The following is a 15,229-nucleotide window of genomic DNA, read 5'->3' as shown; positions in this document are numbered from 1 at the left end:
TCAAGCGCTTTCCCTGAAGTCTGCGTCATCGGCATCCGGGCCGCCCATCGACATGTCGAGGGCAAAGCCGCGGGCGCGCGCCTGCTGGCTGTTGACGCTGTTGTCGGATTTGCGAACCGGTGCGACGACGGACTTGGCGATCGGGCGGACCGCAACTGGTGCCGGGCGGCGCTGGGCGACTGTCGAGGCGGTGGAAGCGCGGTCGACGCGGAAGAAGGCGATCGAGGTCTGCAATTCCTCGGCCTGGGCGGCAAGCTCTTCCGAGGTGCCGGACATTTCTTCCGAGGCGCCGGCATTCTGCTGGGTCACCTTGTCGAGCTGCTGGATCGCCTCGTTGATCTGCGAGGCGCCGATATCCTGCTCGCGGCAGGCGGCGGAGATTTCCGACACCAGTTCGGCTGTCTTGCGGATATCCGGCACCAGCCGGTTCAGCATTTCTCCCGCTTCGGTGGCGACGGAAACCGTCTGGCCGGAAAGCGCGCTGATTTCGGCGGCTGCCGCCTGGCTGCGCTCGGCGAGCTTGCGCACCTCCGAGGCGACGACGGCAAAACCCTTGCCATGTTCGCCGGCACGCGCTGCTTCCACGGCAGCGTTGAGGGCGAGCAGATCGGTCTGACGGGCGATTTCCTGTACGATGGAAATCTTCTCCGCGATGGTGCGCATGGCGCCGACGGCGCGGCCCACCGCTTCGCCCGAAGCCTCGGCGTCCTTGGCGGACTGACGGGCGATCTTTTCCGTCTGGGCGGCGTTGTCGGCGTTCTGCTTGATGTTGGAGGCCATCTCCTCCATCGAGGCGGAGGCCTCTTCGGCGGAGGACGCCTGTTCCGTCGCGCCCTGCGAGAGCTGTTCGGAGCTTGCCGACAGTTCCTGGCTGCCGGAGGACACGTTGTCGGCGGCCGAAAGCGCATCGGCAACGACGCCGCGCAAACGCTCGACCATGCTTTCCAGCGAAATGCCCAGCGTGTCCTTGTCCGACAGCGGCTTCGGCGTCACGGTCAGGTCGCCATTGGCGATCTGGTCGGCAATCGACGCGGTGGTACGCAGATTTGCGGTCATCACATTGATCGTGTTGACAAGGTCCTTGATCTCGTCGTTCGTCTTGACCTCGACGGTCTGGTTGAGATCGCCGATGGCGACGGCTTGCGCGGCCGACTGGATCTTGCGCAGGCCGGCATTGATGCTGAGCGCGATCCAGGCGGCAGCACCGATGGCGAGCAACAGGGCAACGCCGGATATGGCAAGGATGAGATTGCGGGTCGTGGCATACTGCGCTTCGGTATCCTCGTCCGCCTGCTTCATCAGCCCCTTGTTGCTGTCGATGCGGACATTGATCGTCTCTTCGATCTCGTCCATCAGGCGGCGGCTTTCGCTGCCGACGAGGCGCACGGCCTCGGCCGAATTGCCGGCGGCAACCAGCGACCGCACCTGGTCGTCGATGCGGATGAGCTGCTTTTCCTTTTCGCCGATGGCCTGCCATTGCTGGATGGCGACCGGATCGGTCGACAGGTTGACCAGGGTTGCGAGGGTTTCCTCGAAATGCTGCCGGTTGCGGTCGCTGGATTCGATATGGATCGCGGCCTCGCGGGGATTGCTGGAAAGTGCAAGATTCATCTGCGCGCGGGCCAGGCGAAGCTGGTAATTGGCAAGGTTCTGTGCCGCCTCCAGACGGGCGGACGGGCCGGCGATCATGTTGGTGATCGCCTGGTTGAGCGAGGACAGGCTCATAATGGCGTAGACCGCCGTGCCGGCCATCATCAGGATGATGACGCCGAAGGCGATCGCCAGTTTGAGTTTGATGGTAAAGCGCATTTCGAAGGGCTCCTTTGGTCGCAGATGCCGTATGGTTGGCAGGGCACCCGAGACGACGGGGCCCGTTATGCGCGAAGACCGATACATTCACCCTTCCGCGGACCGCGGGAAGGCGGTCCTTTTGCCAGCGCCTACACACGCCGGGTCGATCTGACGGCGCACCCATCACCGGGCGCGCCGTCCATATTCCTGATCAGGCGCTTTCGCGGAAATCCGCGTCGTCGGCATCCGGGCCACCCATCGACATGTCGAGGGCAAAGCCATTGCCGCGGGCCTTGGCGGCCGTCGGTGCCGGGCGATAGGCTGCCGTGGCGACCGGGCGCTTGGCGGCGACGGGGGTCGCCATCTTCGCGGCGGTGGCCCGCAGCTTGCCGGCATGGTCCTGCTGCTCCCTGCGCGACGCATTGTCGACGCGGAAGAAGGCGATGGAGGCCTGAAGCTCTTCCGCCTGGGCGGCAAGTTCTTCGGAGGTCGCCGACATCTCTTCCGAGGCGCCGGCGTTCTGCTGCGTCACCTTGTCGAGCTGCTGGATCGCCTCGTTGATCTGCGAGGCGCCGATGTCCTGCTCGCGGCAGGCAGCGGAGATTTCCGACACCAGTTCGGCGGTCTTGCGGATATCCGGCACCAGCCGGTTCAGCATTTCGCCCGCTTCGGTCGCGACGGAGACCGTCTCGCCGGAGAGTGCACTGATTTCAGCGGCTGCCGCCTGGCTGCGCTCGGCGAGCTTGCGCACTTCCGAGGCGACGACGGCAAAGCCCTTGCCATGTTCGCCGGCGCGTGCGGCCTCGACGGCAGCGTTGAGGGCAAGCAGATCGGTCTGGCGGGCGATTTCCTGCACGATGGAAATCTTCTCCGCGATGGTGCGCATGGCACCAACGGCGCGGCCGACGGCCTGGCCGGAAGCCTCCGCATCCTTGGACGACTGGCGGGCGATCTTTTCGGTCTGGGCGGCGTTGTCGGCGTTCTGCTTGATGTTGGAGGCCATTTCCTCCATCGAGGCGGAGGCTTCTTCGGCGGACGATGCCTGTTCCGTCGCGCCCTGCGAGAGCGCCTCCGAGCTTGCCGAAAGCTCCTGGCTGCCCGACGAGACGTTGTCGGAGGCCGACAGCGCATCGGCCACGACACCGCGCAGGCGCTCGATCATCGTGTTGACGTGACCAAGCAGATCGCCGAGTTCATCCTTGGTGGAAATCTCGGCAAAGCGGGTGAGGTCGCCATCCGCCACATTCTGCACGACGCCGACGGCGCGGCCGATGCCACGGTTGATCGACAGCACGATCCAGATCGCGGCGATGGTGGCGACGATGAGCGCGATGGTCGCGACCGTCACCATGATCGTGCGGGTGCTTTGGTATTGCGCTTCGGCCGCAGTTTCCGCATCGTTCAGGCGGCCGGCCTCGAGCTTGACGACCTCGTCGAGCAGCTTGTCGATCTCGTTGGTCACCGCGCGGGCATCCGTGGTCGAAACGCGCGTGGCGCCGGCCATGTCGCCGGCCAGCGCCAGCGTGCGGATACGGTCGTCGTCGCGGCGGAAGTCGGCGGTGAAGCCGTCGAGCTTGTTCCACAGCACCTTGCCCTGTTCCGTCGCCTTGCCGAGAACCTCCTGGAAGGTCGCGTCGAATTCCTTGCGGGCGTCGTCGCTCAGGCCGACATAGCGGTTGGTCTCGGTGGGGCTGGTCGAGGACAGCATGTTCTTCTGCTGGCGGATCTGCTGAAGTTGCAGATTGTTCAGTGTCTGGGCGAGTTTCAGGCGCTCGGCCGGGCCGTTCAGCACGTCGCCGAGCGTCGTGTTGAGGCCGCCAAGGCTCATGATGCCATAGGCCGCGGTGCCGATGAGGACGGCAAGCATGAAGCCGAAAGTCAGGAACAGCTTGAGTTTGATGGTAAAGCGCATGGATCTCTCCTGGTGCCTAGTTCGGCGCTGTGGCCGTGCCGGTGCGGTCTCTCTGGGAGGAGAAGATCGCGTGCAGGTTCGGGACGATGATGAATTCGCCGCCGCGCTTGACGAGGCAGCTGATGTAGTCGGCTCGCCAGCGCATGCCGACGCTCGGCGGCGGCTCGCTGGCGAGCCTGGGGAGCGTGGTGACCTCGTTGACCTTGTCGGTGCGGATGCCGATCAGCGTTGCCTCGTCGTCAAGATCGAGTTCGATGACGACGATGCGGCTGTCGATGGTCGTTTCCGTCGCATCCATGCCGAAGGCGAGGCGAATGTCGGCAAGCGGGATGACCTTGCCACGGAAGTTGATGACGCTGGATACGAAGGGCTTGCTGCCCGGCACGTGGGTCTCCGGCAGGAGATCGAGGATTTCCTGCACGACGGTCGCCTCGATGGCGAAGGTCTCGCCGTTTAGATTGAAGGTGAGAACCGAGAGGTCCTCCTCCTCGCCCCAGATGGCGTCATAGTCGATTTTTCGTGCCGCTTCGCTCATCCTGCCGCCCGCAATTGCGCCTCCTGCTGTTGTCCGGCCGCGACGAGATGGGTGACGTCGAGGATCAGGGCGACGCTGCCATCGCCAAGGATGGTCGCGCCCGAGAAGGTGACGACGTCATGGTGCAGCTTGGACATGGATTTGATGACTGTCTGGTGATCGCCGATGATCTGGTCGACGACGAGCCCGACGCGCTCCGAGCCGGTCGAGATGACGACGACCTTCTGGTGCGGATCGGGTTGCGTGCCGGTGCGGAAAAGTTCGCGCAGCCGGAGGAACGGCACGAGGCTGTCGCGCAGCGAGATGAAGCTGCGCCCGCGCGAGCGCAGGTCGTCTTCGAGCGACAGTTCCAGGCATTCTTCCACTGCCGAAAGTGGGATGACGTAGCAGCCCTGGCCGACACGGACGAGCAGGCCCTCGATGATCGCAAGCGTCAACGGGATGCGCAACGCGACAGTCGAGCCTTCGCCCGGCTTGCTGGTAATGTCGATCGTGCCGCGCAGCGCCTCCACCGTCTTCTTCACCACATCCATGCCGACGCCGCGGCCGGAGAGGTTGGTGACGGTTTGAGCTGTGGAAAACCCCGGCTGGAAGATGAGCTGGAGCAGGTCCTGGTCGGTCAGCGTCGCGCCCGGCTGGATGATGCCCGAGGCTTCCGCCTTGGCGCGCACCCGCTCGCGGTTGATGCCGCGGCCGTCGTCCTTGATGGTGATGATGACCTCGCCGCCCGTCTGGTGCGCCGAGAGAATGACCTTGCCCTTGGCCTCCTTGCCGGCGGCAAGGCGCTCTTCCGGCTGTTCAAGGCCGTGGTCGATCGAATTGCGCACGAGATGCACGAGCGGATCGGCGAGGCGATCGATGACCGTTTTGTCGACCTCGGTGCTCTCGCCCTCGGTGATGAGTTCGATTTCCTTGCCCGTCTCACGCGAAAGATCGTGCACGAGGCGGCGGAAGCGGCTGAAAAGGCTGGCGACCGGCATCATGCGCAGCACCATCATCGTGTCGCGCAATTCGCCGGACAGCCGCTCGATTTCTTCGGAAACGGAGCGCAGGCCGAGATCGGCCGCCGTGCCGGCAAGCTGGGTGAGGCGGGACTGGGCGATGACAAGTTCGCCGACGCGGTCCATCATCTCGTCGAGCCGCTCGGCCGGGACGCGGACGTTTTCCGCGGATTTCGCCTGCTTGGAATCGTTGGCGGCCTGCACGGCCGGCGCTTCGCGCTCGGTGACGACCACGGCTTTTGCGACCGGCATGTCGACAAGAGCAGTAGCCGGCGGATCCACGGCGACTTCCATGATCTCCAGCGCCATGTCGTCCATGACGAAAATGAACACGTCCTCGATATCGCTGCGCGGCTTTTCGGTCTTCAGCGTCACATCCCAGGCAAGGTGGATGCCGCGCGGGTCGAGGGTGGCAAGCTCCGGCACCTTCGTCGTGTCGGCGATGATCCGGCAGTCGCCGAGGTCGCGCATCTCATCAAGCAGGCCGAGCGGATTGGTGCCGTTCGCCATGGCGTTGGCCGGCAGACTGAAACGGATGCGCCATTCGCGCAGGCCGCCCGCCTTTTCGACAACCGGATTGGTCGCGATGACGGTGGTGATGGGGGTAGGGGAGCCGGCACCGTTGACCGCGCGGTGCAGGTTATCGAGCAGGGCGGCGCTCATCGCGTCATGGTCGCCGTTCGGCGTTTCGAGCAGCGCACGCATATGGTCCTGTGCGGACAGCACCGCCGAGACCAGTTCGTGCGTTGCGGGCACATCGCCCTTGCGCACCCGGTCGAAGGCGGTTTCGCAATGGTGGGTGAAGGCCGCGAGCGCCTCGAAGCCGAACATCGCGCCGGAGCCCTTGAGCGTGTGCAGCCCGCGGAAGACCGCGTCTATCTGGTCGCGGTCTTCGAGGCTGCGCGTGAGATCCAGCAGGCCGGACTCGATCTGTTCCAGCAGTTCGGCCGCTTCTGTCCGGAAGACTGAGATCGGGTCCGGGTTGTTCATTTGCCGAGAACCTTCTTGGCGATCTTGACCAGGCTTTCCGGATCGAACGGTTTGGTGAGCCAGCCGGTGGCGCCGGCTGCCTTCGCCTGGGCCTTGATTTCGCCGTCGGATTCGGTGGTGAGGAAGATGACCGGAACGCCGGTATGCGCGGGCAGCTTGCGCAGCTCGCGGATCATGGTCAGGCCATCCATGTTCGGCATGTTGAGGTCGGTCACGACGAGGTCGTATTCGCCGGCCTTGAGTTTGTTCAGGCCGTCGAGGCCATCGACCGCTTCGGTTACCGCATAGCCGGCATTGCTGAGGGTGACCCGTGTCGTCAGCCGGATGCTGGCGGAATCGTCAACGGTCAAGATTTTCGCGGACATCAATTCGTCTCCTGATGCAACCAGAAATGTGCGGCCTCGGGCGTCATGTCATCGAGGAAACCGCCACGCTTCAGCACGTCGTAAAGGTCTCCCGTCGCGGGCCGGGCAAGTAGAACCCGCCCTGCTTTCATTTCCGCCTGTTTGCGCGCGGCCGTCACGAGCTGGACAAAGCTGAGGTCGATCTGCGCCTCTTCATCAATATCCAGAACGGTGGTCGTATTTTTATTTAGAAAATCCAAGATCAACTCCTGGACTGCCAATATATTCTTGATGGTGAGCGTCGCCGGTAAGGTTAACGGCGCGTCACCGGGCAGGGGCGATGACATGGAGACCTCGAGATGCGTTTTTGAGGAAAGTATTTCCCGCGACAGATTCCCCGGTCAGGCTTAATGAACGGTAAAGCGCGGTTGCTAAATTCACCCATTGGTAGTCCGTTTGAAAAAATACACCGGCTCCCGCAACGGCAGGTAAATAAGCTAAATTATTGTTTTAAAAATAAAATTAGAAATTTAGACACGATAGATATTATTTCTAAATCCCTAATTCTAGGGATGGCTACATCTTCGGGTAGTGGAGCGAAAAAGGCCTCGATGTCGCCGGATTTTACTCCATAAGGAAAAGCGAATTTACTGGGCGTTACATTGTTCTCCCTAGGGTGCTTTCACGGATTCTTGTGAGTGGGGTATAGCGTGTCAGGAACAACGAGCGCAGTTCGCATCGAGCGGCAGACGGCGGAGTCAGAGCTCGTGTCCCGTCTCGAAGGGGCGCGTTCCCGCATCGAGCAGCGGTTCCTCGATGGCGGCGTGGTGCTGCTCTCTGCGCTCGATCTCCTGAACCGCATGGTTGCATCGCTGGAAAAACTCTCCGGCTCCCTCGACGACGAAACCGCCGAGGCGACGATCGCCCGGCTTGTCGCGACCATCGACCAGCTGACGGCACTGCCCGGCATCGAAGAAACGCGCCAGCAGCGCCTCGCCAGCATCGCCGTCACGGAAAAGTCGCTTGGCGGTTACATCGCCGACATGCAGGAGACGTTGCGCTATCTGCGCACCTTCGCGACCACCGCAAAGATCACCGGCGCCGCCATTCCGGATTTTTCCGGCTTCGCGGACGAGATTCTCGAACGCATCCAGTTCGGTTCCGGCGCGGTCAGTGCGCTCGGCACGAAGATCGGCACGCTCGGCAGCGTGATCGACGCCGCTTCGGCCGGAGGCGGGCAGGCGCTGGAGCGCTTCCATCGCAGCGTTCCCGACATTGCCGGAAACCTCTCGCGCAACGCGGCGGACCTTACCGCCCAGCGCCGCCATCTGTCGCAGCTCGCCGGCAAGGTCGGCGCCTCGGCGCGCCGGGTGCAGGGCAAGGTGGCCACCACGCTCTCGTCCATGCAGATCGGCGACATCACGCGCCAGCGCATCGAACATTGCCAGTCCGCCTTCAGCTTCCTCGATGAGTATCTTGAGGCGTGCGCGCTGGATGCCGCGGCGGCCGGGCGTCTCACCGCGCTGGTGCGTCACCTCGTGCATGAACAACTCATCGAAATCGCCAGCGATTTCGAACGGGAATGCAAAACCGTCGTCGGCACGATCCACAGCTTCGGGGCGGATATCGATGGCCTGATGGTGCTTCACGGCGACATGGATGCCGGCGACGGCCGTTCTGCCGACCGCGCCATGCGCACGCTGGAAGCTGATATCACCGCCGCACGCGCCGTGGTGGGAGATATCGAGCAGGCGGCCGACAAGGCCAATGCGCTTGGCTCCAATACGGTCGAGACCGTGCAGGAACTGCTGAAGGGCGTGAAGACCATTCAGCTCGTGCGTACCGACATCCATTACATGGCGCTCAATACCAACCTGCGTTGCGGCAAGCTCGGCGAAGAGGGGCGGGCGATCAATGTCGTGACGGCGGAGTTGCGCACCTTCTCCGGTCAGCTCGACGATACAGCCGAGCGCATCCTGACGACGCTGCAATCGCTGGAAGGCGACGCCTGCAAGCTGGGCGAGGCGGGCGCCACCGCAGGCGGTTCGCTTGATACGCATCTCGCAGAGGTGCTGGAGCATATCCGCCGTGCGGGTGACCGCATGGAGGAGGACATGGAGGCCTTGCGCGCCTGCGGCGCGGATATGTCCGCCAAGGCGGGCCGGATCATCGGCGACCTCGACTTCAACGCCGAACTCGGCGACGTGCTGGCCGATTGCTCGGCGCGCGCGGGCGAGCTGGCCGGCCACGACCTGCCTGACACGGCCGGCCTCGAAGATGCGCTTGCCGATCTCGGCAGCCGCATCGCGCGCACCTATACCATGGTGTCCGAGCGCGAGGTGCATGCCCGCATCTTCGGAACGGCGGTCGAGACGCCCCCGGCACCCGCCGTCGCCCAGAGCGACGAAGACCTCTTCGACGACGCCCTGTTCTAGGCGCCTGATCCGGCATCGACGCACCGTTTCCCCGGCCGGTCTTTCCGATCGATCTGCCGCAGTCAGTTTCATTGTATTTTTGAAAATATACCGCTGGCCAAGCCACAAATGTCGATATATTCAAGGAGATATCACGCTGCCGGACAGGCAGGAAAGGGAGAACAGAAATGAACCGTCGCCTGCTTCTGAAACTTGTCGTCGCCGCCTTTGCCAGCTTCCCGCTCGCCCTGCCGGCCGCGGCCGCGGAAAAGGTCACCGTCTTCGCCGCCGCGAGCCTCAAAAACGCGCTGGATGCGGCAAATGCCGCCTGGCAGAAGGAAAGCGGCAACGAAACGACGGTCTCCTATGCTGCAAGCTCGGCGCTCGCCAAGCAGATCGAGGCGGCAGCGCCTGCCGACCTGTTCATTTCGGCTGACCTGGCCTGGATGGATTACGTCGCCGAAAAGAAGCTGATCAAGGACGACACCCGTTCCAACCTGCTCGGCAACCGCATCGTTCTCGTGGCGCCGAAGGACAAGGCGACGACCGTCGAGATCAAGGACGGTTTCGACCTCGCCGGCCTCGTCGGTGACGGCAAGCTCGCCATGGGCGCGGTCGACAGCGTGCCCGCCGGCAAATACGGCAAGGCGGCGCTTGAGAAGCTCGGCGTCTGGTCCGCCGTCGAAGGCAAGGTCGCGGGTGCGGAAAGCGTGCGTGCGGCCCTCGCGCTCGTCTCGCGCGGCGAGGCACCCTACGGCATCGTCTACCAGACGGACGCCGCCGCCGATCCGGGCGTTGCCGTCGTCGGCACTTTCCCGGAAGACAGCCACCCGCCGATCATCTACCCGGTCGCCATCCTGACGGAATCGAAGAGCGCTGCCGCCGCCGCCTATCTCGATTTCCTTAAGTCGGACAAGGCCGCACCCTTCTTCACCGAGCAAGGCTTCACCATCCTGAAGTGACACGAGCCTCGCAACAGCCCCGGGCGCTAAACCCGGGGCTCGTTGTGTTGACAAATCGCACCCCGCGCACTTCGTCATCCTCGGGCTTGACCCGAGGATCCACGCGGCGCCAGTTGCATGGATGGTCGGGTCAAGCCCGACCATGGCGGAGGGAAGGTTTTCGGGCCTTGTCGACGGTCTGGCTCGGTCCTGATGCCCGGGCCACTTGTATTTCGAAGGAACCCCGCGTGGACTGGCTTGCGTTGAGCGACGAGGAATGGACGGCGATCCGGTTGAGCCTCAAGGTCTCGACGGTTGCGGTTCTCGTCAGCCTGCCGCTCGGCATCCTGGTTGCCCTTGCCCTCGCGCGCGGCCGCTTCTGGGGCAAGTCGCTGTTGAACGGCATCGTCCACATGCCGCTGATCCTGCCGCCGGTCGTCACCGGCTTCCTGCTGCTCGTCCTGTTCGGCCGGCGCGGCGCGATCGGCTCCCTGCTCGACGAATGGTTCGGCATCGTGCTGTCCTTTCGCTGGACGGGGGCAGCGCTTGCCTGTGGCGTCATGGGCTTTCCGCTGATGGTGCGCTCCATCCGCCTCTCCATCGAGGCCGTGGACCGCAAACTGGAGGAAGCGGCCGGCACGCTCGGCGCAAGTCCCCTCTGGGTCTTCCTCACCGTCACCCTGCCGCTTATCCTGCCCGGCGTCATCGCCGGCATGATCCTCGCCTTCGCCAAGGCCATGGGCGAATTCGGCGCGACCATCACCTTCGTCTCCAACATTCCCGGCGAAACGCAGACGCTGTCGGCCGCCATCTACACCTTCACCCAGGTGCCCGGCGGCGATGCCGGCGCCATGCGGCTGACGCTGGTCGCCATCGCCATTTCCATGGCCGCGCTGCTCGCCTCGGAGGTTCTCGCCCAGCGCATCGGCCGCAAGGTGCACCTCGAATGAGCCTGATCGTCGAAGCACGCCACCGGCTCGGCGATTTTTCGCTCAATGCGGCCTTTACCTCCGATGGCGGTGTCACCGCGCTCTTCGGTCGCTCCGGCTCGGGCAAGACCTCGCTCGTGCGTATCATCGCCGGCCTGACGCGCCCGAAGGAGGGCCGCGTTCAGCTGGGCGACGCTGTGCTGGTCGATACGTCTCGTCGCCTCTTCGTGCCGCCGCACCGCCGCCGCTTCGGTTATGTCTTCCAGGAAGCGCGCCTTTTCCCGCACCTGACGGTGCGCCAGAATCTCGATTACGGCCGCTGGTTCTCTCCGAAAAGCGCGCGCACGGAAAATCCGGGCCGCATCGTCGATCTGCTCGGGATCGGCGACCTGCTGGGCCGGCAGCCGGCCAATCTCTCCGGCGGCGAAAAACAGCGTGTGGCCATCGGCCGCGCCTTGCTCGCTTCCCCCCGTCTCCTCCTGATGGACGAACCGCTTGCGGCTCTCGACGAGGAGCGCAAGGCGGAAATCCTGCCCTATCTGGAGCGCCTGCGCGACGAAGTCGGCATTCCCATCGTCTATGTCAGTCATTCCGTCGCCGAAGTCGCCCGTCTTGCCGACAAGGTCGTGTTGATGGCCGGCGGCCGCATCGAGGCGATCGGCCCGGCCTCGGACGTGCTCGGCGGCCCGCGCCTCACCTCGGCCATGGAACGCCGTGAGGCCGGCAGCGTGCTCACCGGCCGCGTGGAGACGCGCGACGCCGCCCATGGCCTCGCCACCATCCGCCTCGACGGCGGTGCCGCCATCCTCGTGCCCGGCGCCACCGTCTCGCCCGGCGAGACGGTGCGTGTGCGCATCCCCGCCCGCGATGTCATGGTGGCGACGGTGCGTCCGGAAGGCTTGAGCGCGCTCAACATTCTCGAGGGCATGGTCGAGGCTATCGAACCGGACGGGGAGGGCATGGCGAGCCTGCGCATCGCTTGCGGTGGGGATCACGTACGTGCCCGCATCACCGCGCTCTCCGTCGAGCGCCTCGGTCTCGTGCTCGGCCTTGCCGTTCATGCCGTCATCAAGACGGTAGCGCTGGAATAGAATTGTTGCAGACGTGAGCCTCGAACCCTTCCACCAGATTTGTCATCGAACGTGAAGAGGTGGATGGCGATCAGGGCGGAGAACCGATAGCTTATGGTGACGAACAGCCTGCTTTCGGAGAGACGAGCCGATGCTCCATCACGTTGAGATCTATGTGTCCAACCTCGATACCTCGCGAACTTTCTGGACGTCCCTGCTCGCACAGATCGGCTATGAAGAAAGTGGTCGTTGGGAGGATGGTTTCACGCTCGGCCATGGGAACGATGCCTATCTGACATTCGTGCAGGTGGCGGAAAAGCATGCCCTTCGGCCCTATCACCGAAGCGGCGTTGGCCTCAACCATCTTGCTTTTCGCGTAGAGGATAGGGAGACGGTCGACAGGCTCAGGCATTTTTGCCGGGAGAACGGCGTTTCCTGCCTTTATGACGATCGATACCCGTTCGCAAATGGCGGAAGCGATTACTACGCGCTGTTCATCGAAGATCCGGATCGGATCAAGGTTGAATTTGTCGCCGCCTCCGATGCCGACCGAGAATGACGCGCTTGAAAAAAAATCAATCGGCCAGGTTGGCGACGAGCCAGCCGATATCGTCGGCCAGCGCCGCGCGCGCCTTCTCTTCCATCGCGTGGTAATGGGTGATCAGCGCCTCGCCGAAGGGTGTCAGCACAGCGCCGCCGCCCTGTTTGCCGCCACGCTGCGATTCCACCACGGGCTCCTTGAACAGCCGGTTCATCTCATCGACGAGCAGCCAGGCGCGGCGATAGGACATGTCCATCGCCCGCCCGCCTGCGGAAATCGAGCCGGTCTCCCGGATATGCGCAAGAAGCTCGATTTTCCCACGTCCGATCCGTCCCTCCGGCTCGAACTGGAGCCGGAAGATGAGCGTCGGTTGGCTTTTGGCAAGTGCTGACATGAAAAGGGCCCGTATGAATACGGGCCCAGATATAACAGTGTTTTTGGCCGAGGAAAGCTTAGGCCGCGCGCTTCAGCGCATCGCCGAGGATCGAGACGATGTCCTCGAAATGCTTCTTCTCCGCAATCAGCGGCGGCGAGAAGGCGATGATGTCGCCGGTCACGCGGATCAGCAGGCCCTTCTCGAAGCAATCGACGAAGACGTCATAGGCGCGGGTGCCCGGTGCGCCGTCGCGCGAGGCCAGCTCAATGCCGGCAATCAGCCCGATCGTGCGGATGTCGATGACATGCGGCAGGCCCTTCAGCGAATGCATCGCCGTCTGCCAGTCGTCCTCGAGGTCGGCAGCGCGGGTGAGCAGGCCCTCGTCGCGGTAGATGTCGAGCGTCACAATGCCGGCGGCGCAGGCGGCCGGATGGCCGGAATAGGTGTAGCCATGGAACAGTTCGATGGCGTTTTCCGGCCCATGCATCAGCGCATCGTGCACCTTGCGGCTGGCAAACACTGCGCCCATCGGGATCGCGCCGTTGGTGAGGCCCTTGGCGGTGGTGACGAGATCGGGCGTCACGCCGAAATAGTCGGTGGCGAACGCGGCGCCGAGACGGCCGAAGCCGGTGATGACCTCGTCGAAGATCAGCAGGATGCCGTGTTTGTCGCAGATCGCACGCAGCTTTTCGAGATAGCCCTTCGGCGGGATCAGCACGCCCGTGGATCCGGCGACCGGCTCGACGATGCAGGCCGCGATGGTTTCCGCGCCGTGCAGCGCAACCAGCCGCTCCAGATCGTCAGCAAGCTCCACGCCATGCTCCGGCTGGCCTTTCACGAAGGCGTTCTTGGCAAGGTCATGCGTGTGGCGCAGATGGTCCGAGCCCGCCAATTGCGGGAAGACGCGGCGGTTGTTGAGAATGCCGCCGACGGAGATGCCGCCGAAGCCGACGCCGTGATAGCCGCGCTCGCGGCCGATCAGACGCGTGCGTGTGCCCTGGCCGATGGCGCGCTGATAGGCGATGGCCATCTTCAAGGCCGTATCGACCGATTCGGAACCCGAACCGGTATAGAACACGCGGTCGAGCTTGGCGCCGTCCGGGCCGGGTGCGATTTCCGCCAGGCGCTCGGCGAAGTCGAAGGCGATCGGGTGGCCCATCTGGAAGGAGGGCGCAAAATCGAGCTGCGTCAGCTGGCGCTCGACTGCGGAGGCGATCTGCCGGCGGCCGTGGCCGGCGTTCACGCACCAGAGGCCGGCGGTGCCATCGAGGACCTGGCGACCATCGGCGCTCGTGTAATACATGCCCTCGGCGCTGGCGAGCAGGCGCGGTGCTGCCTTGAACTGGCGGTTGGCGGTAAAGGGCATCCAGTAGCTGTCGAGCACCGGTTCATTGGGCTTGTTGTGAACGTTCATGGCAATCTCCTCTGATTGGGGCGATTGACGCCATGATTTGCGATGCCGAACAAGTCCTTTTCTGGTTGACGCCAAGCGATTGAAAATAAAGGATATGGAGAGCGAGGTTTTCGCTATTTCGAACATCTAGAACAGGAAATGCCATGTCGGTCGATATCGGAGGCAGGCTGCGTCACCTGCGCATGGCCCACAATCTCTCGCAGCGCGAACTCGCCAAACGCGCGGGCGTCACCAATTCGACGATCTCGCTGATCGAATCGAACGCCTCAAACCCCTCCGTCGGCGCGTTGAAGCGCATCCTCGACGGCATTCCGATCGGCCTTGCCGAATTCTTCGCCTTCGAGCCGGACCGTCCGAAGAAGGCATTCTACCGTGTCGACGAACTGACCGAGATCGGCAAGGGCGGAATTTCGTACCGCCAGATCGGTGACAACCTGTTCGGCCGCAGCCTGCAGATCCTGAAGGAATGTTACCAACCCGGCGCCGACACCGGCAAGGTGCCGCTGGCGCATGACGGGGAGGAGGGCGGCATCGTGCTCTCGGGCCGCCTCGAAGTGACCGTTGACGATGAGCGCCGCATCCTCGGCCCGGGCGACGCCTACTATTTCGAAAGCCGCCGCCCGCACCGCTTCCGCTGCGTCGGCCCGGTGCCCTGCGAGGTCATCAGCGCCTGCACCCCGCCGACCTTCTGAGCAGCCTCATAAAATGCAAAAAGCCCGCCGGAGGCGGGCTTTTCAAAGATTGGACCGGATCAGGCCTGCGGCGTCGTGTTGTCTTCGACAGGCGCGCCGGGGCCGTTCTTCTTGATCGAGTCGATGGCGTTCTGTGCGCTGGCCTTGCTGGAATAGCCTTCCGTCGCGAACATCACTTCGCTGTTGTACTTGAAGCGAACGCGATATTCGCCAGCCTTGTCCTTGTAGATCTCGAACTTGTGCGCCATGGACGTTTCTCCCTGCAGGTGAATCACCTGT

General features: G+C 63.7%; 15 protein-coding genes. 6 read left to right on the top strand and 9 right to left on the bottom strand.

Annotation, left to right across the window (positions count from 1 at the left end):
* The 6 genes from GR138_RS27085 to GR138_RS27060 form a co-directional block, all read right to left on the bottom strand.
* On the bottom strand, positions 1 to 1,809 hold the full coding sequence (locus GR138_RS27085) for a methyl-accepting chemotaxis protein (protein WP_160862382.1): 1,809 nt from the start codon (positions 1,807 to 1,809) through the stop codon (positions 1 to 3).
* 193 nt (positions 1,810 to 2,002) lie between these two features.
* On the bottom strand, positions 2,003 to 3,703 hold the full coding sequence (locus tag GR138_RS27080) for a methyl-accepting chemotaxis protein (RefSeq protein WP_160862381.1): 1,701 nt from the start codon (positions 3,701 to 3,703) through the stop codon (positions 2,003 to 2,005).
* 16 nt (positions 3,704 to 3,719) lie between these two features.
* Complete coding sequence (locus tag GR138_RS27075) at positions 3,720 to 4,238, bottom strand: chemotaxis protein CheW (protein WP_160862380.1); 519 nt, start codon at positions 4,236 to 4,238, stop codon at positions 3,720 to 3,722.
* Positions 4,235 to 6,229 carry a chemotaxis protein CheA gene (locus tag GR138_RS27070; protein ID WP_160862379.1) on the bottom strand — a complete coding sequence of 665 codons (1,995 nt, stop codon included), beginning with the start codon at positions 6,227 to 6,229 and terminating at the stop codon, positions 4,235 to 4,237. Before GR138_RS27070 ends, GR138_RS27075 begins: the two co-directional genes overlap by 4 nt.
* Positions 6,226 to 6,594, bottom strand: coding sequence for a response regulator (locus GR138_RS27065; RefSeq protein WP_160862378.1), 369 nt, complete (start codon positions 6,592 to 6,594; stop codon positions 6,226 to 6,228). The genes GR138_RS27070 and GR138_RS27065 overlap by 4 nt, the downstream gene beginning before the upstream one ends.
* Positions 6,594 to 6,920 carry a hypothetical protein gene (locus GR138_RS27060; RefSeq protein WP_160862377.1) on the bottom strand — a complete coding sequence of 109 codons (327 nt, stop codon included), beginning with the start codon at positions 6,918 to 6,920 and terminating at the stop codon, positions 6,594 to 6,596. The genes GR138_RS27065 and GR138_RS27060 overlap by 1 nt, the downstream gene beginning before the upstream one ends.
* Before the next feature lie 420 nt (positions 6,921 to 7,340).
* Between GR138_RS27060 and GR138_RS27055 the strand changes: the two genes are divergently transcribed.
* The 5 genes from GR138_RS27055 (at position 7,341) to GR138_RS27035 (ending at position 12,486) form a co-directional block, all read left to right on the top strand.
* Complete coding sequence (locus tag GR138_RS27055) at positions 7,341 to 9,008, top strand: chemotaxis protein (RefSeq protein ID WP_160862376.1); 1,668 nt, start codon at positions 7,341 to 7,343, stop codon at positions 9,006 to 9,008.
* A gap of 167 nt (positions 9,009 to 9,175) precedes the next feature.
* On the top strand, positions 9,176 to 9,949 hold the full coding sequence (gene modA / locus GR138_RS27050) for a molybdate ABC transporter substrate-binding protein (RefSeq protein WP_160862375.1): 774 nt from the start codon (positions 9,176 to 9,178) through the stop codon (positions 9,947 to 9,949).
* A 227-nt stretch (positions 9,950 to 10,176) separates the two neighbouring features.
* Entirely contained in the window at positions 10,177 to 10,878 is a 702-nt protein-coding gene (modB, locus tag GR138_RS27045) for a molybdate ABC transporter permease subunit (RefSeq protein WP_160862374.1), read from the top strand.
* Entirely contained in the window at positions 10,875 to 11,948 is a 1,074-nt protein-coding gene (gene modC / locus GR138_RS27040; RefSeq protein WP_160862373.1) for a molybdenum ABC transporter ATP-binding protein, read from the top strand. Before modB ends, modC begins: the two co-directional genes overlap by 4 nt.
* Positions 11,949 to 12,078: 130 nt before the next feature.
* Positions 12,079 to 12,486, top strand: coding sequence for a VOC family protein (locus tag GR138_RS27035; protein ID WP_160862372.1), 408 nt, complete (start codon positions 12,079 to 12,081; stop codon positions 12,484 to 12,486).
* 16 nt (positions 12,487 to 12,502) lie between these two features.
* Here GR138_RS27035 and GR138_RS27030 read toward each other — a convergent pair whose 3' ends face one another.
* Positions 12,503 to 12,862, bottom strand: coding sequence for a winged helix-turn-helix domain-containing protein (locus GR138_RS27030; protein ID WP_160862371.1), 360 nt, complete (start codon positions 12,860 to 12,862; stop codon positions 12,503 to 12,505).
* 58 nt (positions 12,863 to 12,920) lie between these two features.
* Entirely contained in the window at positions 12,921 to 14,258 is a 1,338-nt protein-coding gene (gene aptA / locus GR138_RS27025; protein ID WP_160862370.1) for an omega-aminotransferase AptA, read from the bottom strand.
* Positions 14,259 to 14,401: 143 nt separating this feature from the next.
* On the opposite strand from aptA, the gene GR138_RS27020 reads away from it, so the two are divergent.
* Entirely contained in the window at positions 14,402 to 14,950 is a 549-nt protein-coding gene (locus GR138_RS27020) for a cupin domain-containing protein (RefSeq protein WP_160862369.1), read from the top strand.
* A gap of 59 nt (positions 14,951 to 15,009) precedes the next feature.
* Here the strand turns inward: GR138_RS27020 and GR138_RS27015 are convergent, their stop codons facing one another.
* A complete protein-coding gene (locus GR138_RS27015; RefSeq protein WP_069059796.1) occupies positions 15,010 to 15,198 on the bottom strand; it encodes a YegP family protein in 189 nt (62 codons plus the stop codon).
* Positions 15,199 to 15,229: the final 31 nt, after the last annotated feature.

The organism is Shinella kummerowiae, from assembly GCF_009827055.1.
GTDB lineage: Bacteria > Pseudomonadota > Alphaproteobacteria > Rhizobiales > Rhizobiaceae > Shinella > Shinella kummerowiae.
The sequence above is the reverse complement of the archived record's forward strand: the minus strand, read 5'-3'. Positions and strand labels throughout refer to the sequence as shown.